Origin of the sequence: uncultured Aquimarina sp., assembly GCF_947495315.1 — a bacterium.
GTDB lineage: Bacteria > Bacteroidota > Bacteroidia > Flavobacteriales > Flavobacteriaceae > Aquimarina.
On record NZ_CANLYD010000006.1, the window covers coordinates 223,645 to 246,562 of the forward strand.

Consider the following 22,918-nt stretch of genomic DNA (forward strand, 5'->3'; position numbering starts at 1 on the left):
AAGGAATAATGAGGATGAAATCTACAGTTGTATCAATATTAGCAGTTTTTTTTGTGATTTCTATGAATGCACAAATAGAAAAACCTTTATCTTCTTTAAAAGTTGATGAGAATAGTAATTTAAGTACTAGTAAATACAGTCTTTCTTCTGGTTTAACTAAGCCCAAAAATAATTTTACCTTATATAATAATCCAAAAGACTCAGTTCGATTTAACAGAACACAGAAACCTTTTGACATGACAGGAAACAATGGTCTTTTACAACCAAGTTTTAAAGTTGTTCCTAAGCACTTTCAAAAGGATAAAGAAATAAAAGAAGAATATAAGTCTGATCAATATCTGGGAGATTTTAAAAGTACTTCAGAGTATGTCTATCTTATTTATAGAGATCATCAGTCTGTAGATGGTGATTTAGTCAGGATTTTTATTAATGATGATGTGATTAAGTCTAATGTATACTTAGACGCTGTTTTCAAGGGATTTAAGATTAACCTTGTTAAAGGATTTAATAAAATAGATATACAAGCCTTAAATCAGGGAACCTCTGGTCCCAATACTGCAGAGTTTCAATTACATGATGATCAGGGAAATATAGTTACTGCTAACGAATGGAATCTGACTACTGGAGTAAAAGCCACAATTATAGTCGTTAAAGAGTAATATCTTCCTATCCTAAATCTTTTCAAATTCACGTTTCTTATTTTTCGAATTTTTATCTTTAATTAATTCTTCGCTAATCTTTATAAGGTGAACTCGATGTAAGAATTTAGTTTTAAAAAGCCGTCAGATTGAGTGGTTTTTCATAGTGAAACGGAGAAAAATTGTATCGAAATTAGGCTTTTACCTGATAATTTACTTGTCTTCGATACAATCCGCCTGAGACAGATCACTCACTGACGCAGATTTTCTTACGTCGAACTCAGGTTTATAGTAAATGTATCTTTTAGGTTTACTTCATCTTTTTTGATACTTTTTTCACACGTTAATTAGTAATGATTTCATAATATTTATTTTTTTTGAAATATTATGTGATTTTTTAAATACATCATATACTAATAAGAAAAAACAAACTCAATATGAGTAAAGAAGAGGAGTTTACTCGAATCATAAAAGATAATGAAGGTGTTATTTTTAAAATAACCACTGTGTATACAGATCGATCAGAGGATCAACAAGATTTATATCAGGAAATCGTGTACCAATTATGGAAAGCCTATGATACGTTTAGAGGAGATTCTAAAATAAGTACCTGGATGTATCGTGTAGCGCTAAATACAGCCATCACACGACTAAAGAAAGAAAAAAGAAAGGGTAGTAGGGTAGGCATCGATCAAGTAGTATTAAAACAAACAGAAAACTATAATACAGAGTTCGAGGAGAAATTAAGAATCTTATATGCTCATATTAAGATGCTTAATGATCTGGAGAAGGGGTTGATTCTATTGCTTTTAGAAGGAAAGAAGTATGAAGAAATCGCTTTGATTACAGGATTGACTCCATCCAATGTGGGAACTAGAATATCTAGAATTAAACAAAAGTTGAAAACTCAAATAGTAAAAAAATAAGGGCTATGGAACTAGAAGAAATGCAAGAAGTATGGTCTGAGATAAGTGGCCAATTAGAAAAACAAAAAAAGTTAACTGATAAAATGATAATTATGATGACACAGGAACAGTACAGAAAAAAATGGAATAGAATAGCATATCCAGAAATATTAGGTACAATTATTTGCTTTAGTGTAGCAATATTGATTTTCTTTAATATCTCTAAATTAGAAACATGGTATAACATATTATTTGGTGTTTCATCGGCTATCATCTTATTGGTTTTACCAATATTATCCTTGCGCTCTATTAATAAAATGAGTGGAATTAATTTTTATAAAAATAGTTATAAGGATACTTTAATCAAGTATACTAAAAATAAAAAACAGTTTCAATCACTTCAGAAGATCTCTTATTATTTAAGTTTTTTATTAATCTTTTTGATATTACCTGTAACCTCTAAAATTATGGGTGGAAAGGATATGTTTACAGGTATAAAGAATATTTGGCCTTTGATTATTTTCATTCCTATAGGAATTGCCTTTTTTGTCTTTTTTACCAAATGGGTGCGAAAATGTTACAGCAATAATATAAATGAAGCAGAAAGTATATTAAAAGATCTAGAAACGGAAGAATAATTTTTAAGCATGTTTTTAAAAAACCAGAGTCTAGCATTGATTCTGGTTTTTTTTTCAAATTTATACTTTATCGGGTTTATGAAATTCTACCCTTTGATTTAAAAAGAAAAATACAATGTTTTTTGTACTTTTAAGAAATAACCAACGATATTTATAAAATGAATTTCAGACTTAATATTAATAGAAAATTTCAATATTTAATTTTTAGTTGCGTAATGCTTTTCGCAATTATTTCGTGTGAAGACGCTAAATCAAATGATAATCAGTTTAATAAAAACTTTGTGCATACAGTTTATATTTGGCTTAATAACCCTGAAAACAAAGAAGATAGAAAGCTTTTCGAAGAGTCATTGTATAAGTTTCTAAAAACATCAAAATATGCAAAAACTAATTTTGTAGGAACACCAGCAGGCACCGATAGGGAAGTAGTCGACAATTCATATACCTATGCAATCGTAGTTACTTTTTCTTCTAAAGAGGAACAGGATTTATACCAAAAAGAAGAAGCACATCTTTTATTTATTAAAGAGGCCTCTTCTTTGTGGAATAAAGTACAGATATATGACGCTATAGGTTTAGATTAAAACTATTAATCGTTATATCTATCATTTCTGATCAAGATAAGTGCCTAGATTATCGATAGCGTCATCCCAGAATTGCTCATAGAACTTCAACCATTGATTAACTTCTTTTAGAGGTTTGGTGTCGGCAAAACAAAATCGTTCTCGTCCTTTAGAATTGATTTGCACTAAACCAGCATCTTCCAGCGTTTTTAGATGTTTGGTCACTCCCTGACGGCTCATATCAAACTGACTGGAGATCTGAGTAATAGGTAGCGCGGTGGCTGCCACAACCAATGCATGAAATATCTCCCTTCTAGTGGGATCTGCGATTGCCTTCAGTATTTTGGTGATTTTATCCTGCATGTACTTCTTTTGTTAAATATCCGGCTAGTTCAGTGATACAATTATCCCATCCACCATTAAAACTATTGAACATTGTTACAGCAGTATCTCCCGGATAATTAGAAATACCTGAGTGTTCTAGATATAATTTGGTTCCTCCTTCAATTTTTTCTAATTTCCACGTAACAGTAGTCTCAACATTGGTATCGGCTACCATCCAGGTATAAATAAGTGTATATGGATTCGCTTGTTTTACGGTGCCCGTAATTTGTGTACAATTCTCCTTATCGGGTGAGTTAAAGGTGTATTTATAACCAACCTCGGCTTTAAAATCTGCTGGTATAAACCAAGTAGATATTTCTTCAGCTTTAGAAATAGCATCCCAAATTTTGTCGATTGAATGTTTAAAAACGTGTTCTTTAGTGATAAGATCTTTCATTTGTATGTGAATTTATATTAATAATGCAACTATATGGTTGCAAATATAATTAATATTTTTAAATAAGCAACTAAAAAGTTGCGTAATAGAGGTGTAATATCGTTTTTAACATTTAGTGTACATAGGTAAGAAGCTTCGTTAGTTATAATCTAGTATTGATTTTTTTAAGTGAATATTTCTTAGTATTTTCATAATCCTCAATCGTCAGTTTATTTCCCCATTTTTTGTTTTAAATTTTGGAAAGTTAGATTTCTCCTAGCAGTATTAACAATGTCTAAATCTTTTTCCAAAATCTTTAAATAACTAATAACCTAAAATAACTAAACCATCAACCATCAACCATATGTCATCGCCTAACAAGAAACCAATCATAAACTGCCACGCTCATATTTTTAAAGGAGAACATGTACCTCCTTATCTTGCGAAAACTTTTGTTCCCTGGCCATTTTATCGTTTGCTTAATACTCCGCTGATATTAAAACTGTATAAGCGTAGTGTAAAAGATAATAACCGAAAATACCAGGATCCTTACGTAGAAAAAAAACGAAATAAAGTAATCAGAAGAATTAAGCTTCAGCGAAATAGATTATTGAATGGTGTTTTGTCGCTTATAGGGTTTATTATAACGTACCACGTGTTGTTTATCGTTTTTGAATGGTTATCTCTTGTTTTTAGTCCTGAAAATAACGATGTTATCAAATACGGATTACTATTGAAGGAATGGTTGGAATCTATATATCTTTTATATTCAATAAAAAATGTTTTAATTAAGATTACACTTGTTACAATATTGGTGTTGTTTTTTAAAAGTGGTAGAAATTTAATATGGTTTATTCTTCGTAAAACATTAAAGTTCTTTTCCATTTTACCAGGAAAAATGACAAAAGATTTGTTTGGTAGATATTTACTTTTGGGACGTTTTACACTATATGAACATCAAACAAGAATTTTTTCAGTAATGAAAACACAGTATCCTCCTCATTCTAAATTTATTGTATTACCGATGGATATGGAATATATGGGAGCAGGTAAATTAGATCCTAATTTTTCATATAAACATCAAATGCTGGAAATTGCTGATATTAAAGAAAGAGGAAAACATAAAGATGAAATACTTCCGTTTGTATTTGCAGAGCCTAGAAGAATACGAGAAGAAGAAGACCATCTTAAATTTACATTTGATAAAGGAAAAGTAACACTTCAGGATTGTTTTATAAAAGAGTATATAGAAGACAAAAAATTTGATGGATTTAAGATTTATCCTGCATTGGGGTATTATCCTTTTGATGAAGCGCTATTACCATTATGGAAGTATGCCGCTGATCGAGGTATTCCTATTATGACACATTGCATCAAGGGGACTATATTTTATAGAGGTATAAAGAAAAAAGAATGGGATGAGCATCCTGTTTTTAAAGAGACAATTAGATTAGAACCTCCAGCTTATGGACCTCTATTATTACCACAAATAAAAAATAAAGATTTCTCCCTAAACTTTACACATCCATTAAATTACTTGATATTATTAAAAGAAGAGTTGCTTAGGATATATGTAAGTACATGCGGTGATGAAACAAAAGAGTTATTCGGGTTTAAAGATTTGGATACAAAATTGACCTATGATCTTTCTAAACTAAAAATATGTTTTGCCCATTTTGGAGGAGAAGATCAATGGAATCGTTTCCTTGAATTCGATAGATATGGATATAGTAATGATCTGCTTAAACATCCTGATCACGGAATAGAATTTTTATATACCAAAACTGACCAAGAGAATATAAGTTGGAAAAAACTAGAGGATTGCTGGAAGTACGTAGATTGGTATTCAATCATTTGCAGTATGATGTTACAGCACGATAATGTATATGCAGATATCAGTTATATACTTCATGATGAACAGATTTTCCCATTATTACGACAAACCATCAATCATCCTAAGTTAGGAAAGAAAGTTTTGTTTGGGACTGATTTTTATGTGGTAAGAAATCATTCGGCAGAGAAGAATTTGGTTGCTACGACAACCGGTAACTTAACAGTAGAAGAGTTTGATATCATTGCACGTGATAATCCTGCTGAGTTTCTATCTTGATTTTAATCCGAGTTATCGGTAGCATACCATTTAGCGATAGTGTTTTCGGCTGGTTTAAATCTAGGAGAAAAATCTAAATTAGTAGGTGTATTTTCCTTATTTGATCTGGTATTCCATTGCCAGATATATGTTCCTGCAAACCAATCTTTATTCCACAATGTTTCATAAAGTGCCTGATAAGCTATTTGCTGGGTTTTATCAGATTTTTGTTTGGATAAAATACTCAGAGAAGATCCCCATTCCCAAGGTTTGATAGTTGCCGATGCTTCACTTTTATATCCTATTTCTGTAAATAATATTGGTTTGTTATGTTTTCTTGATAGCAATTCTAGCATTTCAACATGTGTATTCCAACCGTTTTTTACAGTATTTAAATCTGGATTTGAACCTTCGGTTAAAGGAAAGTAAGCTTGGATTCCTATATAATCCAGTTCATTCCAAAAATCGATTAATTCATATTCACCATCCCAATTTGCTGCATACGTAAGTTTTCCTTTATAGATAGTCTTAATTTCTTTGATTAGAGCCTTCCATTTTTCTGGTTGAGACATTAGAGAACTTTTCAATTCTGTTCCAATACAAAGTAGCTCTACATTGGTTTTAGTAGCCATTGTTGCATAGTGTAGCATATTTTTACGGTAAGATTCAAACCAAGTATCCCAATCAGCAGAAGAGGGTTGTTTTACATTAGATCTCCATCCAGAACTTAACCAAAGGTGTGGTTTTAGCATTATATGAATGTTTCTATCCTTAAGCTCTGTGATTGTATTTATAAATATACTGTCTCTTCGAGACCATTGACCAACTTTTTTTGGAATTCTCATTTCTAAGGTTTCCTCATCTTCCTGATCTAAAAACGGAACAACCGCCACCCATTCTATATTAGATCGAACTAGGTCATCAATAGCTGCTTTATTATTGTCATTATAATTCCAACCAAATACAGTCATTCCGCGATGTTTTCCGTCAATTTGGTATAAATCATTAGAGATACCACTATTGTTTTCTATGGATGGAATCCAGTTATACTGAAAGTCTTCTGAACTATTTTTGATGATAATAAATTTAAAAATTCCAAATAGAACCAATGCAGGAGTAAACAATCTTAAAGAGAAATGCTTTATCATCACTGTAAAACCTTTCTTTTTTTGTATTCGAATAAAATATCTGAAAACTAGAAATAATAAATAAAGTATTATAAACAAGATATGAATTGCAAAAACAAACTTTAATCTTGTTAACGTCTTCGAAAAATACTGTAAAGATTCTAAAAAAGTAAGGCCAGCCGATACTGCACCGATAACAAACAGAATTAGACTTATTAGCCAGGTGAATATATATACTTTAAAAGCTGCAAAAAGTTTATTTTTCATATACGGAATCATTACCTAATTACATTAGAATAAGAATACATCGTAATCTTACATAGAATTTAGATGAATATTAATTTTTAAATGTAAATAAAATATAAACTTTTCATAAATTAAGTATTTAAAGTTGATTTAAGCTGTATTTTGATTCCGTTAACCATCACATAATCAGTATAAATACAAAATATAAGGTGTATGGAATTGCAAAATAAATTTCTGATGTTATTAATTTTGATTGAAATTAATTTAGGACAGGCTCAATATAAAGAGAATGATTGGAAGGAAAGAGATACTTGGATGAAAGTGTCAGAGATATTTGAGATAGCAGAAATCAAACCAGGCAGTAAAGTTGCGGATATAGGCTGCCATGAAGGGTATTTATCGATTCATATGGCTAAGGTAGTTGGAGCATCCGGAAAAGTCTTAGCAGTCGATGTTAGAGAAGATAGATTAGAGAAACTGGATGAGCACCTGAAGAAACGAAAGATTAAAAATGTAAAAACTATTTTAGGAGATTATGACGATCCAAAACTACCCGATAATTCCTTAGACGTTGTGGTCATTTTGGATACGTATCATGAAATGGATGATTATAAAGAAATATTAGCACACGTTAAAAAGGCTTTGAAACCAACAGGCAACATTGTACTCATAGAAAAATTTAAGGAACATATGCTAAATAAGTCCAGAGATGAGCAAATGGAGGCTCATACATTAGCTATGCATTATGTGAAAGAAGAATTAGAAACAGCAGGATTTACAATAAAAAAGGAAATTGAAGACTTTGGTAGATGGAAAAAAGAGGAGGATAAACAAATATGGATTTTAGTAGGGACAAATAAGTAATGAATATTCGAATTCTTTATTTCTGAATATATAGAATTTACAATGAAAGTTAGAAAAACTATTTATTTAACTTCTCATAATATTCACTCTATTGATTTGCAAAAAAAAAAATAGTGTAAGAAGCAAATTTGGTTTTAAAAAGAGTTTGCGCACATTATAATTTATAGAGTTTAGCAACTCCATTGCATTAGATTTCATTTATATTTGTAAATGAAATGAAGTTTTTTACAATCATATTATCTTTTTTTATATTAGGCTTGGCACTTATACCTTGTTCCGATGCATTTAATCCAGAACATCAAGAAGGAGTATCATGTACTGACGAACATGATCATTCTCAGGATACCGATGACTCTTGTACTTCAATATGTATATGTGCTTGTTGTGGAGTAACAATTACGCATGAGTTGTTGAAACAATTTAATGTAGCTATAAGAACCGTTATCATTTCTAAAGATGATTGTATCTATCAATCAGACTATACTTTTTATTTCTTTCCCAATATATGGCAACCACCTCAGGAAATTAGCTAGAAACTCAGTTGGCTTATGCAAAAATTGGCCATAGATCAAATTTGGAGAATTAAAAAAACTAAAATTTAGAATGAAAAATATATTATGGAGCATAATGCTCTCTATATTACTATGTGCATATGCTAATGCACAAACAAGTACCTTAAAAATAAAGGTACTATCAGAATCTAATAGCGAGCCTCTTGTTGGAGCTACTATCTACTCACCACAAATAGAAAAAGGATCTGTGACGGATCTTGATGGTATGGCAACTATTAATGAAATTCCGTCGGGAATTTATGATTTTACGATATCATTTTTAGGTTTTGAATCAGTTAAAAAATCAATAAAGGTTCCGTATAAAGAAGTATTGGTTATAAAACTAAAAGAAGAAGGAGAATCTTTAGAAGAAGTAGTTTTACAGTCCAATCGAAGTACCAGAATCATCAAAAGAATTCCTACTAGAATCGAGTTTATAGGAGCAGAAGAGTTAGGAGAGAAAAATGCTATGAATGCTACTAATATTTCCATGGTATTGAGAGAAAGTACAGGGATACAGATGCAGCAAACATCTTTAAGTAGTGGAAATTCCAATATTAGAATTCAAGGACTGGATGGGCGATATACGCAGCTATTAAGAGATGGATTTCCTCTATATGGAGGATTTTCTAGCGGTTTGAGTATTATGCAGATACCTCCTTTGGATATAAAACAATTCGAAATCATAAAAGGAAGCTCCTCTACACTCTATGGTGGAGGTGCCATTGCTGGACTGGTAAATATGATCTCTAAAACTCCTGAAGAAGAGCCTGATCTGGATATTATGCTTACACAAACACACGCATTGGGTACAACAACTAATGTTTTTTATAGTAAACGAAATAATAAATTTGGTGTTACGCTATATGGGTCAGGTCATTATCAAAAGGAATTTGATCCAGAAGATGATGGGTTTAGTAATTTACCACGAACAAAATCTGTCTCGATTAATCCTAAAATATTTTATTATCCATCAGAAAAAACCACGTTTTGGTTTGGTGTTAATGGAACATATGATGATAGGATAGGAGGTGATACGAATGGAATAGAAAATAATGATAATAATAATTTATACACAGAAGAGAATATTTCTAAACGTTTGAGTACTCAGGCAGTTTATACAACTGAAATAGATTCTGTACGATCATTAAACATAAAAAATAGTTTTGCCTATTTTAATCGTGACCTTACTGTTCCAAGCCTAAATTTTAAAGGGAATCAGTTCAATTCGTTTACAGAAATAGCCTATAATAAGCAGGGTGTAAGAGCTGATTGGACTTTAGGCGCAAATTTATATACTGTAGATTTTGATGAGGAATCCACTATTTTAGAACGCGATCAAAGCGATATCACGGCTGGATTGTTTATAAATAATATCTTCGACATTACTGATAACTGGATAGTAGAGACAGGTTTTAGAGCAGATTATGCTAAAGACTGGGGATTTTTTCCTTTACCAAAAATATCACTTCTCTTCAAAGCGAACAATTCGTTTTCAAGTAGAATAGGAGGAGGTTTAGGGTATAAAATTCCAGATATTTTTACTGAAGAAGCTGAATTTATTAATTTCAATAATGTATTGGCTATCGATAAAGATGGTTTAGACATAGAACGTTCTTATGGCGTAAATCTGGATTTTAATTATGATACCTACTTAACTGATGGGATTAGTTTTTCTATAAATCAATTATTTTATATGACAGCAATTCAGGATGGTTTATTGTTAACGGATACCAATACCGGTTTTTTTGAATTTGAAAATGCACAGGATGATATTGTTAGTAAAGGAGCGGAGACCAATATTAAATTTAGTTATAAGGATTTTAGATGGTTTCTTAATTATGCGTTTATTGACACTCGTTTAAATTACCTTAATGGTAATCCGCAAAAGCCCTTAACAGCAAGGCATAACGCAGGAAGTGTAGTGATGTATGAAAATAAAACATGGAGAATAGGTTTTGAAACCTATTATATAGGTAAGCAATTACTATCTAATGGAATAGAAACTACGGATTTTGTTTTAATGGGGTTATTAGGAATGCGTAATTTTAGTTGGGGAACAATTTTTGTAAATTTCGAGAATTTTACGGATAGAAGGCAAAGTAGATTCTCTCCATTGGTATTACCTCCAACTAATGATCCTACATTTACCGAAATTTATGCCCCTACAGATGGATTTATTCTTAGTGCGGGTGTTATTATAAAACCCTTTGGGCAAAAAGAACATCATTAATTCATATAATAAAGGATGCCTTGTTTCTTTATAACAAGGTATCCTACAAGTTTCGAGCTCCTAAACTAATCTAAACTTTCGTTTTAGTACCATTATATCTTAATGTCAATAAAGATTATAGCTTATTATTGTTAGCTATTTCTAGTCTATAACCGACACCGTGAACGTTTACAATTTTGACCTCCGAATCTTTACCGAGTTTTTTTCGTAGTTTAGAAATAAACATATCCAGACTTCTACCTACAACAACACCATTATCTTCCCAGACTTGTTTGATAAGCTGTTCTCTCTTAACAATCTGGTTAGGATAATGCGCAAAAATAGCTAGTAACTCACTTTCTTTAGCTGTCAATGAAATTTCAGTTTGATCTTTGTTTAACTTCTGCTGATCTGGATAAAATATAAGTGTACCCAGAACGATTTGGTTTGATGAAACTATTGGATTGTTTTCTCGATGTTTCTTTTTGAATAGGGTAGTACTAGTAATTATAATAATAAGCAATACTAATAAAGAAAAGGTGTACATATTACCCATTTCGCCATATAAAGAAGTAGTTTCTTCTTTGAACATAATAACCTGGATAGTATAACAACTTACAGGAAGTTTTCTGCCTAAGCATGAAATTTCAATTTCTTTTACAGGGCCTAATATTTCATAGCTATAGGATACTTCTTTTGTCTCACAATGAATCACCTCTGTAATATAATTGTCAGGGAGGTCTGTTTTTTTTAATTCAGCATCAATAATTGCTACTAAATCTTCTGGATTAATTGTTAATTCTTGCTGAAAAGATAACTCAAATTTATAATCAGAAATCTCTTTTATCGGTAATACTAAAGATGTAGAGTCATTATTTTTTAATAATAACTTGTTTCCAACAGCTCTTAAGGCTACTTTAATCTTTTCTGCATAAAACAAATCTTCTTTTGGAGAAAAACTATGAATCGTCATTATACTCATCAATAAGATGATAGCGGTTATTAGTATTTTGAATTTATTCTTCACGTTAAAAATGTTTCTTATTTACAAATAACTAAAAATTTACAATTGCTATACACTTTTTTACAATTGATTTAGCATTGTAGGATAGGGGTTGGATTATTTTCGTCTCAACTAAAATTTAAAAATATTATAATAGATGAAAACTAATGTAAGAATTCAACTTAATAAATTGAATACCAATATTGTTAAAATATACATAAGCATGCTTGTACTTATGGTGTTTTTTGGGTGTTCGAGTAAAACGGACTTTACGAGTACAGCCTCAGGACTTCAATATAAAATAGTAAAACCCGGTTCAGGCCCTGCAGTTGTGAAGGGACAAGAAGTCCTTATTCATGAAACTACAAAATACACTAATGAATTTATAGTATACACTTCTAAAGATAGACCGAAACCTATTAAAATTCTGGTAGGAGGTAATCAGGTTATAGATGGAGTTGATGAAGGACTGTTAGGTATGCAAAAAGGAGAGATTCGTAAACTTATTGTTCCGCCTTTATTGAGCAAAAGAATGGGAAATGCAACATTTCCTCATCCAGATTCTACATTGTTGTATGATATAGAATTGATCGATATTGTACAAAAGAAACCTGTTCCAAAAATTACTCAAGGAAACATTTTAAAAATAGATAAAGAAAATAGTAATTTAAGATGGGAAGGATTTAATAAACTGCAAAGTGATGGACATTATGGATCTGTAGCTTTTGATAGCGGAGAATTTCATTTAAAAGACAGCAAAATTATTGGCGGAACTTTTGTAATTGATATGAATACCATTGCAAATATAGATGGTGGATATAGTGAGATGTTAGTAGATCATCTGAAAAATGAAGATTTTTTTGATGTAGAAAAATATCCCGTTTCTAGACTTTCGATACTTGTAATAAAATATCTGGATGATTCTAATATTTTGGTAACGGGGGATTTGACAATAAAAGATGTAAAACAACCTATAGAATTTAATGCTCTTTTGACTTATAATGATAAGAAATTGATCTTTACATCAAAATTTGTAATTGATAGGACAAGATGGAATATACATTACAAATCTGGTAGTATTTTTAATGGTTTAGGTGATGATTTGATCTCGGATGAAATACAGTTTGAAGCGACTTTATTAACAGAATAAATAACCTTTCAGTATCTGATTTTATTCATTAGCAAACAAATTGTAGAAAAAAATAACATATTTTATGATAAAAATTCTGCAAAAATGCATAAAAGGAAGTAGTTTTGCAGCCCTAGAAATCAGAAAATATGTCGGATACCACAACAGAATTACAAGAAAAAAAAACAGGTAAGGATTTATATAGCTATCAAAAAGGAGCGATTAATAAGATTTTCAAAAGTTTTGAAGATGCTCGTGAAGATTACCACTTGTTATATCAATTGCCAACAGGAGGTGGAAAAACAGTTATTTTTTCTGAGATTGTAAGACAATATCTGAAACATCACAATAGAAAAGTGTTAGTGATGACACATCGTATCGAATTGTGTAAACAAACATCTACTATGCTTACGGGGTTTGGTGTTGATAACAAAGTAGTGGATAGCAAAGCAAATCTGGATGATCAGGATAAATATAGTTGTTTTGTAGCAATGGTAGAAACTTTAAACAATAGACTGAATGAGGGTAAGTTAGATATTTCTGATATCGGTTTAGTGATTATTGATGAGGCACATTATAATTCATTTACTAAGCTATTTAAATTTTTCGAAAAGTCTTTTATTTTAGGAGTTACGGCTACGCCATTAAGCTCTAATATAAAATTACCAATGAAAGACAATTATGACGAGTTAATTGTTGGTGAAACTATAGAGTCCCTAATTGAGAATGAATTTTTGGCGCGAGCAGATGTATTTGCATATAATATGGGATTAACTTCCCTGGAAGTAGGATCTAATGGAGATTATACGGTAAAATCTTCAGAAGATTTATACACCAATAGTAATATGCTTAGTCAGCTATTGCAATCTTATGAAAAACATTCTAAAGGGAAGAAGACGTTAATATTTAATAATGGTATTAACACTTCATTACATGTATATGATACTTTTAGATCGGCAGGATATCCTATTGCACACCTAGACAACACGGCTACTAAGAAACAGAGAAAACAGATTCTCCAATGGTTTAAGGAGACGCCTGATGCTATTTTAACTTCTGTAAGTATTTTGACTACAGGATTTGATGAACCTACGGTAGATACTATTATCTTAAATCGTGCAACAAAATCATTGACTTTGTATTATCAGATGATTGGACGTGGTTCTCGTATTCTGAAAAATAAATCTACATTTAACGTTATTGATCTAGGAAATAACTATCATCGTTTTGGGCCTTGGGGAGCAGATTTAGATTGGCAGAAAATATTCAACTCTCCCGATTATTATATGGATAAACTCCTTAATGATGAGGATATTGAGAATAAATTCAGGCACGAAATGCCAGAAGAATTAAGAGCTGAATTTGCTAATTCTGAAGAAGTGTATTTTGATATTAAAGAGACCTATAAAGATTCTGTTAGAAAAGGAGAGTCTTCTAAAGTTGTTTTAGAACGATCCATAGCACAACACGCAAAGATTTGTATAGAAAACAGTGAAGATGTTTATGACGCTATAGCTTTAGCCAAGATGTTAGGAGATGATATAGATCATAGGATACAGAGTTATGCTAAATGTATAAGCAGAAGTACTTATAATTTTTTATCCTGGTTAAAGGATGATTACAGAAAAAAGCTGAATACTTATTTGAGGGAAAATTTTGATACCAAATTCGAAGAAATTCATGGTAGACCTCCTGAATAATCTATGATCGTTTATTTTTATTCTTTTGGGAATTTCCAGGCTATAAATCGACTTTGTTTGTTTCCTTGAGACATCTCTACAGTTTTGTGAACCGCTTTTAGTTTATTAAGCTGTTTGTGAATTTTTGGTAAATTATCTTTTTTGGAAACTAAAGAAGTAAACCAGCCTACCTGAGTTTTGTAATTTACGCTTTGCTTAATCATTCGTTTAATAAACAAAGCTTCACCACCGTTACACCATAGTTCATTAGCTTGTCCACCAAAATTTAATACTAAAGGTTCGGCTTTTGTGTTAATTGAAGACAGATTTTCTAATTTACGCAGTGTTCCTTTGGTAGCTTCTTTTTCTGAAGAATGAAAAGGAGGGTTGCACATAGAAAAATGGTAATATTCCTTAGGTTTAATAACACCTTCAAAAATGTTAGCATTATTCTCTTGGTGTCTTATCTCAATGTTATTTTTTAAATTAGAAGTCAGATCTACATTAGTCTGAGCAGCAGAAACTGCAGCTGTATTAATATCTACACCAACCATTTTCCAGTTGTATATTTGAGATCCTAAGATGGGGTAAATACAATTTGCACCGACACCAATGTCTAACCCTTTTATTTGATGACCAATACTATCTTCTCCTAATAGATCAGCAATATGATGAATGTAATCAGCTCTTCCTGGAATAGGTGGGCATAAATAGCCTTTTGGAATATTCCAGTCATCTAATCGATAATGATGCTTTAGAATTGCTTTATTCAGTTCTAGTACAGCATTATTGTTAGAAAAATCAATACTCTTATTACCGTAGAGGTTTATCAAAAGATAATTTGATAAATCCTGATGAGCTACAACTAGGGCATCAAAATCGTAAGGCGAATTATGAATATTATTTGGATGCAAAATAAAAATAGAATTAGTAACGCGTAAATATACAGATTATAATTCCTGATATACTGAAGGAATTTATAACATTATTGGTAATGTCAAAATAGATAAATTAAATCATGATTCTAAGAAAATTGTGGAGCTAAATTAACAAGATGGAATACTATCTAGAGGATATTATTAAAAGAGTTTTTTCTTGATTTTGTTCTTGTTTAATTTAATTTTATCGATTAAAAATGCGTTTGAACGATAAATTTAAAATTTATATTATGTTAAATAAATGTTAAAAATAGTAATATTTTATTTCTCATAAATAAGGTTTAACCATAATATAAGTGATTTTATAGAGTAATAAAAGAATCTTCTGTTCAAATATATAAATACATTCTATTGTATAAAAAGTCAATAAATTCCCTTAGTAAAAGGTGATAATTCCCTTTATGTATTTCAATAGCACAAATTAAAAAATAAAATATAACTCTTTAAAATATACAAGTATATTATTTTTTATAAGGGAAAATACCCTTATTATGTATTCTATTTATATTTATATTTACACTATTAAATCGTCATAGATGTTTTCACACAATATCAATCTAGCGCAATTAAAGATATTATTGCCTTATTGATCATCTTATTTGAAAACTCTCTTAAAGTGAAAATTATGATTATTAATTTTTGTTATAATAACTATAACAGGAATTAACTTACAAATTTCACTACTCACAAAATGTATTCAAGTCATTTTTGACAATGTGTGAATGCATTATACCCAATAACCAAAATTGTGTAATATCTAATATTCGATTTATGAAGTTTTTTACAGTTGTACTATTCTTATTCTTTTTTATTTCCTGTACGGTTGAAGATGATTATGTTCCTTTCCAGATTGAACAAGTTTTTTCTGATGATCTTCAGCAAACCATTAAGGTTGATATTATTTATGTACAGCCCTCTATAACTTCCAGTCAATCTTCTTTCAATTTAGATGAAACAGCTTTTATCCAGAATCTGAATGGTAGTTTTTTTCATAGATATGGCATTGGACTTGAAATTGGAGACATTAAGACACTTGTAAATGACGAATTGTATGATTTGAGGGATAATAGTGGAGAGGAGTCAAGGGTGTTTTTAACTCAAACACAGAATTTGTATAACAAAAATAGAATGAACATATATGTCGTAAAGAGGGCTCATACCTCTGCAATAGCTGGTATAGGAAAAGATCAAAGGGCTTTAATTACTGATGAGTTTTTGTTTACGCCGACGGCTCCACATGAAATTGGTCATGCTTTAGGGTTGTTTCATTCTACAATAGAAGGGAATGTAATGAGTAAAATAAGACCACATATGAGAAAGGATTTCACAAATGCGCAAGTTGATCAAATGAAGAATACTATGAAAAAAATTGAAAATTTTTAGGTTATGATTTTTGCTATGATTCATGTCTAGACTGTTTTTTAATTTTCTATACTATTCTTTTCAACTAAGTTTACTTTTTTTTATGTAATTAATAATGCTATCCCGGTTACTCCTATGTTGAGCTACTCTAATTTCTTTTGTTATAAAGCAAAAGATGAAACAGGCTGTAAAAACAGCCTGTTTTTTAATAATCAAAAGATTTTGGAAAATCATCATATCATTTCACCAACATGGATAGGGTTCAATTCATTGATTTCCTCGTTACTATATATTCGCGATTTAATGATGAATCTAACTCCTAATGGAATTTCTAAAGAGAAACTAGAACCGCGACCTTCAATTACATCCACAGTTAATTGTGTGTGTTTCCAGTATTCAAATTGATCTGCTGACATATAAAAGTCACAGTTATGGATTGTGCCTAGCCAAACATCTGTTTCATTGATCATCAACTCGCCTTTTTCAAAACACATAGGTGATGATCCGTCACAGCACCCTCCACTTTGGTGAAACATTAGTTCTCCATGTGCTGCTGTAAGGGTGTTTATAGTTGTTTTGGCAGCTTCTGTAATCTTAACTCGTGGTGTCATGTTTTAGTTTAATTTTTAGAAAAATCCAAGAGGTTTTTTGTCATAAGAAATGAGCATGTTTTTAGTCTGGCGGTAATGGTTAAGCATCATTTTGTGATTTTCTCTTCCAATACCAGATTTCTTATAACCACCGAAAGGAGCATGAGCAGGATATGTATGGTAACAATTTACCCAAACGCGACCAGCTTGTACGGCTCTGGATATCTGATAGGCTTGATGCATATCGCGAGTCCAAACACCTGCACCTAAGCCATATAATGTGTCATTGGCTATTTCTATAGCTTCCGCTTCATCCTTGAAAGTTGTTACACAAGCAACAGGACCAAAGATTTCTTCCTGGAATACACGCATTTTATTATTTCCCAGTAATAAAGTTGGCTCAATGTAATATCCATTTTCCAGGCCTTCTACATAAGCGGCTTTACCACCTGATAGTACTTCGCATCCTTCATCTTTACCTATATTAATATAATTAAGGATCTTTTCGTACTGATCATTTGATGCTTGTGCTCCCATCATAGTTTCAGGATCTAATGGGTGTCCTAGTTCGATTGCTTCGGTGCGTTCGATAACTCGTTCTATGAATTGCTCATAAATACTTTCCTGGATTAATATCCTGGATGGACAAGTGCAGACTTCACCTTGATTAAGCGCAAATAATACAGCGCCTTCGATACATTTGTCAAAAAACGTATCATCTGCTTCCATGATACTCTCAAAAAAGATATTAGGAGATTTACCTCCAAGTTCTAATGTAACAGGAGTAATATTTTTAGAGGCATATTGCATGATAAGCTGACCTGTTGTAGTCTCACCTGTAAAAGCTACTTTTTTAATTCTGGTACTAGAAGCTAATGGTTTTCCAGCTTCAATTCCAAATCCATTGACTACATTAAGAACACCGTCCGGAAGTATTCCTTCAATCAATTCCATAAGGATCATAATTCCTACTGGAGTTTGTTCCGCAGGTTTTAGTACAATACAATTTCCTGCTGCCAGGGCAGGAGCTATTTTCCAAGTTGCCATTAAGATCGGAAAGTTCCAGGGGATAATCTGGCCTACAACACCTAAAGGTTCTAAAATGTTTATTGAAACTGTGTTAGAGTCTAATTCACTCGCTGATCCTTCTTCTGCACGAATTACACCTGCAAAATATCTAAAATGATCAACGGCTAATGGGAGGTCGGCCGCTAAGGTTTCGCGCAAAGCTTTTCCGTTATCCCAGGTTTCTGCTCGTGCTAGTGTATCCAGGTTTTTTTCGATTACATCAGCAATTTTTAATAAACAATTGCTACGAAATGTAGCAGAAGAGTTATTCCATTCCGGAGCAGCTTTCCATGCTGCGTCGATAGCTAGTTCAATATCTTCGGCAGTTGATCTGGCAATTTTGGTGAAGCTGGTTCCATCAACAGGAGAAATGTTGTCAAAATATTGGCCTTTAACAGGAGCGGTCCATTTTCCACCAATGTAGTTGTTGTATTGGTCTTTGAAGTCAGGTCTTCTTACCTTACCTTTTGGGGTTGGTCTTACGATACTCATAGTAATAATAGAATTAAAAAGGTTAAAACAGTTGTTAGAATAGGAATTCTAGTTTTTTGTCAAGCAAAAAGATGTAATATGCTGACAATAAAGGACGTATCCTTAAATATACTATATTTTAAAGAATTTTAGAGAATGAAAATTGTTAATATTACTATTAATTTTTGTGAAAAATCTGTTATAAAATTATATCAAACAGCATAGATCAATACTGAAAATTTTTATTGATTATAAGGTGAATTGAAGGAGTGGTAATAGTATTAATCAGCTCTTTACTCTTATCGCTTCAAAGGTCTTAAATAGTATCCCTTTATAAGCTCTTATGTAACATAAATCCGTATTATCTGAATCAATCCATACTTTTACAGTATATGTTTTTCCGCTATCCGCATTATAGATAGTTCCACCAGATAATTCTCCATCTTCAAAATTTAGGTCATTAAGAATATCTATTCCTAATAGTTGACGCTGCCTAAGAGTAGGATTGGGATTTTTGTTGTCTAAGCCATTAAGGTTTGAGATAGGTTGTTCTGCTCGTTTATTAATTTTTCCAAAAAAACGATCTCCATCCTTGTAGATCTCTATTATAGAGCCACCTTCTATACGCCATTTACCAATATATGTTTCGGGTTTTATTGATGATATGCAAAGAGAGGCTAAGAACAAAAAGAGAGTTAATCTCATCGAGAAGAATGTGTTATTTAGATTAGTTTTCTTCGGAAATATAAGTATAAAAGTTTGATTTTGGTTTTATCACAATCAATTATACTAAATATTGCGTGATCATTTCAGGGAATAATCAAGAAAAAACAGCACGCCATTTTATGTAGCAGCTGTAAAACTAATCATTATCGCGATCCAGCGAACTAACGGACTATTTATTGTTATCTATAATATCTTTAATATCCACTTCCATATAATCAGCAATTCTTTGTAGTCGTTCAAAATCTTTAGCAAGATTTTTTCTTTTTACTACATAATCTCCTGCTTGTGGACTTACCCCTAAAGTTTTAGAAATACCATATACCGTTTTAGCTCCTTTGCTTTTTTTTAGGAGCTTTTTCAAATTCTTATTTACCATAATTCAAACATACATGTATTTTTTTAATATTCAAATAAAATTTTATTAAAAAAATATTTGTATAATCAAATTATATATGTATATTCGTCAGAACAAATCTGAAAAATCATCACTTATGAAACTCCTTATTATTACTGCATTATTCTGTGTGTCTTTTAGCTATGCAACAACAAATCCGAGAAACGAAAAGGAAAAAAATAAAAAAGAGAAGAAGGCTGTTAAAGAAGAAAACTCATTAGTCTCTAAGAATTTTCATTCTGTAAAAAAATGGAAAATGACAATTGAATATAAAAGTGGAGAGGTGATTTCTAAGACAATTACTTTAGATCAAAATTCATCTGTAAGTCCAATGGAAAGTGCTTTTATTGAGGCGGAAAAATATATGAAAACATTAAAAAATGTAAAAAGCTATAATGTGTCTCCAGTTGCAGGCAATTCTTTTGTTTTGTTGGCAGGAAACTAAAAATCTTAAATGAGTCTCAAAACTACTACTGAGATAATATACCTACTTAATTATGGAAAAGGCAGTTAATCACACTGCCTTTTTTTAATTTATGGTAAACCTTAATGAATACTTTTGATTAATACTTTCTTCGTTAGAACTGTTCTTGATTTCTTTATCAAATAATCGACTAAGGTTGTTACCTGCTAAATCTTCAATTTCTGGATTACATAAAATTTGATAATTACCTTTTTTCCAAGGTTCTCTTGGTTGGAATGATAGTATAGTCTCTTCTTCTAATAGTTGCCATGTACCCTTTATTTCTTGCATACTATTGTCGATTATATGAATGTTATCTTGGATGCTACCATAATCTATAGATTCACTACATTCAATTAAAAGCTTTGATATAGAATTAATTTCCGGAATATCTATTTTCCAGTCATCTATAGTCGGTTTTATGCGATCTGTATTTCCTATACTGAAAGAATGTATAAAATCTTCTTGCATAGAAACTCCGTTATTATCTTTTATATCTTTTGTAACTATCAAGCGATATGTTTCTTTGTTAAAAACAGGTCCTAATTGTTTATTTGGCCCTAAACCTCGTTTCTGTCTTCCTGGTTCTATCCATAGTGTTAAGAGTGTTCTATCATCAGAAATAAGTGGGTTTTCTAATGGAAGTATGGTTCTAGGTAGTGTATCTCCCACAACATTAATGAATCTAATGTGATCATATACAAAGGTGGTGTTAATCGGTCTTGAAAATCTGATATATAACTTTAAAAGATTGGAAGGTAGGATAGGAGCAGATGGGTATATTTCCGTTACTGAGAGAGATTCATAACTATCAGGAATTGTTAGTTTGAAATATTCTATGATATGATTATATACTAAAGTGTATTTTTGACTCCATCCAAATGGGACTACAGGTATAAATAGGATCCCATTATCTGTCTTAAGGGTTTTTCCCAGAATTGGAGTAGAAGAATTCAACTTATCCTCAGAAATCTCACCCTTGAATACGAGAATCCTTCCTTTCTGTAGTTTGTCGTTTTTAATTAGAATTTGGTTTTTAGTAAAAGTGAATTCAAGTGATGACTGAGCTTGCATTACTTCCATTAAACTAATAAAAACTAATAAAATCTTGAAAAGATTCTTCACAATAAAATATCAATAAAAAAATGAGTTGTACGTTATAAATTTCATTATTTAACCCACCAACTATTTCCTGTTTTTAGCGCTAGATTTCCATTAGATTCTCTTTGTACCATAAGAAAACTATCACCTAGTTTATCTAATTGCTGTACATTAACAAATGGTAGGTTTACATAATCTACACCCACTGCAGCTCCTTTTTTAGAGACAGGTGTAGTAAGAGAGCCTTCATATGCTTCAAGATCTTTAAAATCCATTTTCATTAATGGTCTATTGCTATTAGCAATAAGTAAATAACGACTTCCTTCATTTTCAATCTCAATCATATCTATCGGAGAGTTTCCACTTCCTAGTTCAGCAACTGTTCTACCTTTATTATGTTCACCAGGTTTAATTTCATTCATAGGAAAAACAACCAATGGTGTACATGTATAGCCTGCAACTACGTGTGGATTTCCATTAATATTAGTTGGAATAAACGCTTTTATTGGAGCATGAGTCTCGTATTTCCCGTGTGCAGCGTGATAAATCTCTAAGGAGCTATAGTTTTGTTTTTCAATAAAAGGAAAATCAATTGATCTAAATGTAGAAGCAAATTCTTGATTGCTCAAACCTGATAACAATACTTTTCCTTCCATATATTTAATATCAGCCACAGCCCATTTACGTAATTTGCGGCCTCTACGATCTTGTGCTTCTTCGGTAACAGGGTTGAGTAAAGTTGTTTTGCTATAGGAAACATTGTCAAGTGGAACCTGCTTTAGCACATTATCTTCTACTCTTAATAATATGGGTACTCCAGAACTGTGGTTAATAGAGAGATAGATATTGTCATTCTCCGGATTTACCACCATATCTGTAATCTGTATCTGATCGATGGTCGTACCCATCATATCAGCTATTAGTTTGTCCAATTGATCTAATTTTACTTTAGAGTTATCTAATTTCGGATGTTCGCTAAGGTCGACTGCTACAATCTGGGCGGCATTACTGTCGCCAATAAATAGAATGCCTTCAGGACCAAACGTCATTTTATGAATAGAAGTAATGCCTGGATTACCGGTTTTAAAATTTGCTTTTAATATAGAATTTGCTTGAGCATTATTAACAAAAAAGGATAGGATCAATGAAATAATGAAAGTGATAAGTGTTTTCATGATGTGTGATTTATGAATAGATCAATGGTTTTAAAAGTAATAAAAATGAAGAATTCTTACAGTTAAATAATTGCCAATACTGTAATTCTGCATAGAATTAAATCTCAAGGTTCACTTTTGAAAACTGATTAACTTTTTACTTATACTAATCACACAGAAATTCTATAAAAATCTTATTTGAAACCCTTTATAATATTTAAAACCGGAAAATGGATGCTATTTTCCG

General features: G+C 31.3%; 23 protein-coding genes. 12 read left to right on the forward strand and 11 right to left on the reverse strand.

Annotated elements, in window-relative coordinates; all coding sequences use genetic code 11:
- Positions 1–14: 14 nt before the first annotated feature.
- The 4 genes from Q0910_RS12915 (at position 15) to Q0910_RS12930 (ending at position 2,765) form a co-directional block, all read left to right on the forward strand.
- On the forward strand, positions 15–659 hold the full coding sequence (locus tag Q0910_RS12915; protein ID WP_299217050.1) for a hypothetical protein: 645 nt from the start codon (positions 15–17) through the stop codon (positions 657–659).
- Positions 660–1,075: 416 nt separating this feature from the next.
- Positions 1,076–1,564: a sigma-70 family RNA polymerase sigma factor gene (locus Q0910_RS12920; protein WP_299217053.1), complete on the forward strand. Its 489-nt coding sequence runs from the start codon at positions 1,076–1,078 to the stop codon at positions 1,562–1,564.
- Positions 1,565–1,569: 5 nt separating this feature from the next.
- Entirely contained in the window at positions 1,570–2,181 is a 612-nt protein-coding gene (locus Q0910_RS12925; protein WP_299217056.1) for a hypothetical protein, read from the forward strand.
- A gap of 215 nt (positions 2,182–2,396) precedes the next feature.
- Positions 2,397–2,765, forward strand: a complete 369-nt coding sequence (locus Q0910_RS12930; protein WP_299217059.1) for a Dabb family protein — start codon at positions 2,397–2,399, stop codon at positions 2,763–2,765.
- A 21-nt stretch (positions 2,766–2,786) separates the two neighbouring features.
- Here the strand turns inward: Q0910_RS12930 and Q0910_RS12935 are convergent, their stop codons facing one another.
- Both Q0910_RS12935 and Q0910_RS12940 read right to left on the reverse strand, forming a co-directional pair.
- Complete coding sequence (locus Q0910_RS12935) at positions 2,787–3,107, reverse strand: metalloregulator ArsR/SmtB family transcription factor (protein ID WP_299217062.1); 321 nt, start codon at positions 3,105–3,107, stop codon at positions 2,787–2,789.
- On the reverse strand, positions 3,097–3,525 hold the full coding sequence (locus Q0910_RS12940) for an SRPBCC domain-containing protein (RefSeq protein WP_299217066.1): 429 nt from the start codon (positions 3,523–3,525) through the stop codon (positions 3,097–3,099). The genes Q0910_RS12935 and Q0910_RS12940 overlap by 11 nt, the downstream gene beginning before the upstream one ends.
- 343 nt (positions 3,526–3,868) lie before the next feature.
- On the opposite strand from Q0910_RS12940, the gene Q0910_RS12945 reads away from it, so the two are divergent.
- Positions 3,869–5,614, forward strand: coding sequence for an amidohydrolase family protein (locus tag Q0910_RS12945; protein ID WP_299217069.1), 1,746 nt, complete (start codon positions 3,869–3,871; stop codon positions 5,612–5,614).
- A gap of 2 nt (positions 5,615–5,616) precedes the next feature.
- Here the strand turns inward: Q0910_RS12945 and Q0910_RS12950 are convergent, their stop codons facing one another.
- Positions 5,617–6,987, reverse strand: a complete 1,371-nt coding sequence (locus Q0910_RS12950) for a hypothetical protein (RefSeq protein ID WP_299217072.1) — start codon at positions 6,985–6,987, stop codon at positions 5,617–5,619.
- 192 nt (positions 6,988–7,179) lie between these two features.
- On the opposite strand from Q0910_RS12950, the gene Q0910_RS12955 reads away from it, so the two are divergent.
- The 3 genes from Q0910_RS12955 (at position 7,180) to Q0910_RS12965 (ending at position 10,614) form a co-directional block, all read left to right on the forward strand.
- Positions 7,180–7,830, forward strand: a complete 651-nt coding sequence (locus Q0910_RS12955) for a class I SAM-dependent methyltransferase (protein WP_299217075.1) — start codon at positions 7,180–7,182, stop codon at positions 7,828–7,830.
- A 215-nt stretch (positions 7,831–8,045) separates the two neighbouring features.
- Entirely contained in the window at positions 8,046–8,363 is a 318-nt protein-coding gene (locus tag Q0910_RS12960; RefSeq protein ID WP_299217078.1) for a DUF6660 family protein, read from the forward strand.
- 70 nt (positions 8,364–8,433) lie between these two features.
- The gene (locus Q0910_RS12965) at positions 8,434–10,614 is read left to right on the forward strand and encodes a TonB-dependent receptor (RefSeq protein WP_299217082.1); all 2,181 of its coding nucleotides are present in this window, start codon (positions 8,434–8,436) and stop codon (positions 10,612–10,614) included.
- Between the two features lie 115 nt (positions 10,615–10,729).
- Here the strand turns inward: Q0910_RS12965 and Q0910_RS12970 are convergent, their stop codons facing one another.
- The gene (locus tag Q0910_RS12970) at positions 10,730–11,620 is read right to left on the reverse strand and encodes a winged helix-turn-helix domain-containing protein (RefSeq protein WP_299217085.1); all 891 of its coding nucleotides are present in this window, start codon (positions 11,618–11,620) and stop codon (positions 10,730–10,732) included.
- 133 nt (positions 11,621–11,753) lie between these two features.
- On the opposite strand from Q0910_RS12970, the gene Q0910_RS12975 reads away from it, so the two are divergent.
- Positions 11,754–12,746: a YceI family protein gene (locus tag Q0910_RS12975; RefSeq protein WP_299217088.1), complete on the forward strand. Its 993-nt coding sequence runs from the start codon at positions 11,754–11,756 to the stop codon at positions 12,744–12,746.
- A gap of 128 nt (positions 12,747–12,874) precedes the next feature.
- On the forward strand, positions 12,875–14,425 hold the full coding sequence (locus tag Q0910_RS12980; RefSeq protein ID WP_299217091.1) for a DEAD/DEAH box helicase family protein: 1,551 nt from the start codon (positions 12,875–12,877) through the stop codon (positions 14,423–14,425).
- A gap of 17 nt (positions 14,426–14,442) precedes the next feature.
- Here the strand turns inward: Q0910_RS12980 and rlmF are convergent, their stop codons facing one another.
- Entirely contained in the window at positions 14,443–15,318 is an 876-nt protein-coding gene (gene rlmF / locus Q0910_RS12985; protein WP_299217094.1) for a 23S rRNA (adenine(1618)-N(6))-methyltransferase RlmF, read from the reverse strand.
- A 795-nt stretch (positions 15,319–16,113) separates the two neighbouring features.
- On the opposite strand from rlmF, the gene Q0910_RS12990 reads away from it, so the two are divergent.
- Positions 16,114–16,725 (forward strand): matrixin family metalloprotease, encoded by a 612-nt coding sequence (locus tag Q0910_RS12990; RefSeq protein WP_299217097.1) that lies wholly within the window; start codon positions 16,114–16,116, stop codon positions 16,723–16,725.
- Between the two features lie 212 nt (positions 16,726–16,937).
- On the opposite strand, the gene Q0910_RS12995 is transcribed toward Q0910_RS12990, so the two are convergent.
- The 4 genes from Q0910_RS12995 to Q0910_RS13010 all read right to left on the reverse strand — a co-directional run bounded on the left by Q0910_RS12995 (position 16,938) and on the right by Q0910_RS13010 (position 19,920).
- Complete coding sequence (locus Q0910_RS12995) at positions 16,938–17,315, reverse strand: DUF779 domain-containing protein (protein WP_299217100.1); 378 nt, start codon at positions 17,313–17,315, stop codon at positions 16,938–16,940.
- Between the two features lie 15 nt (positions 17,316–17,330).
- Positions 17,331–18,854 (reverse strand): aldehyde dehydrogenase family protein, encoded by a 1,524-nt coding sequence (locus Q0910_RS13000; RefSeq protein ID WP_299217104.1) that lies wholly within the window; start codon positions 18,852–18,854, stop codon positions 17,331–17,333.
- Positions 18,855–19,118: 264 nt separating this feature from the next.
- Positions 19,119–19,538 carry a DUF2147 domain-containing protein gene (locus tag Q0910_RS13005; protein WP_299217108.1) on the reverse strand — a complete coding sequence of 140 codons (420 nt, stop codon included), beginning with the start codon at positions 19,536–19,538 and terminating at the stop codon, positions 19,119–19,121.
- Positions 19,539–19,728: 190 nt separating this feature from the next.
- Entirely contained in the window at positions 19,729–19,920 is a 192-nt protein-coding gene (locus tag Q0910_RS13010; RefSeq protein WP_299217111.1) for a hypothetical protein, read from the reverse strand.
- Between the two features lie 130 nt (positions 19,921–20,050).
- Here Q0910_RS13010 and Q0910_RS13015 point away from each other — a divergent pair, with 130 nt between their 5' ends.
- Complete coding sequence (locus tag Q0910_RS13015) at positions 20,051–20,398, forward strand: hypothetical protein (RefSeq protein WP_299217114.1); 348 nt, start codon at positions 20,051–20,053, stop codon at positions 20,396–20,398.
- Between the two features lie 84 nt (positions 20,399–20,482).
- Here the strand turns inward: Q0910_RS13015 and Q0910_RS13020 are convergent, their stop codons facing one another.
- Both Q0910_RS13020 and Q0910_RS13025 read right to left on the reverse strand, forming a co-directional pair.
- On the reverse strand, positions 20,483–21,541 hold the full coding sequence (locus Q0910_RS13020) for an Ig-like domain-containing protein (protein WP_299217117.1): 1,059 nt from the start codon (positions 21,539–21,541) through the stop codon (positions 20,483–20,485).
- Positions 21,542–21,585: 44 nt separating this feature from the next.
- Positions 21,586–22,692: a hypothetical protein gene (locus Q0910_RS13025; RefSeq protein ID WP_299217120.1), complete on the reverse strand. Its 1,107-nt coding sequence runs from the start codon at positions 22,690–22,692 to the stop codon at positions 21,586–21,588.
- Between the last annotated feature and the right edge of the window lie 226 nt (positions 22,693–22,918).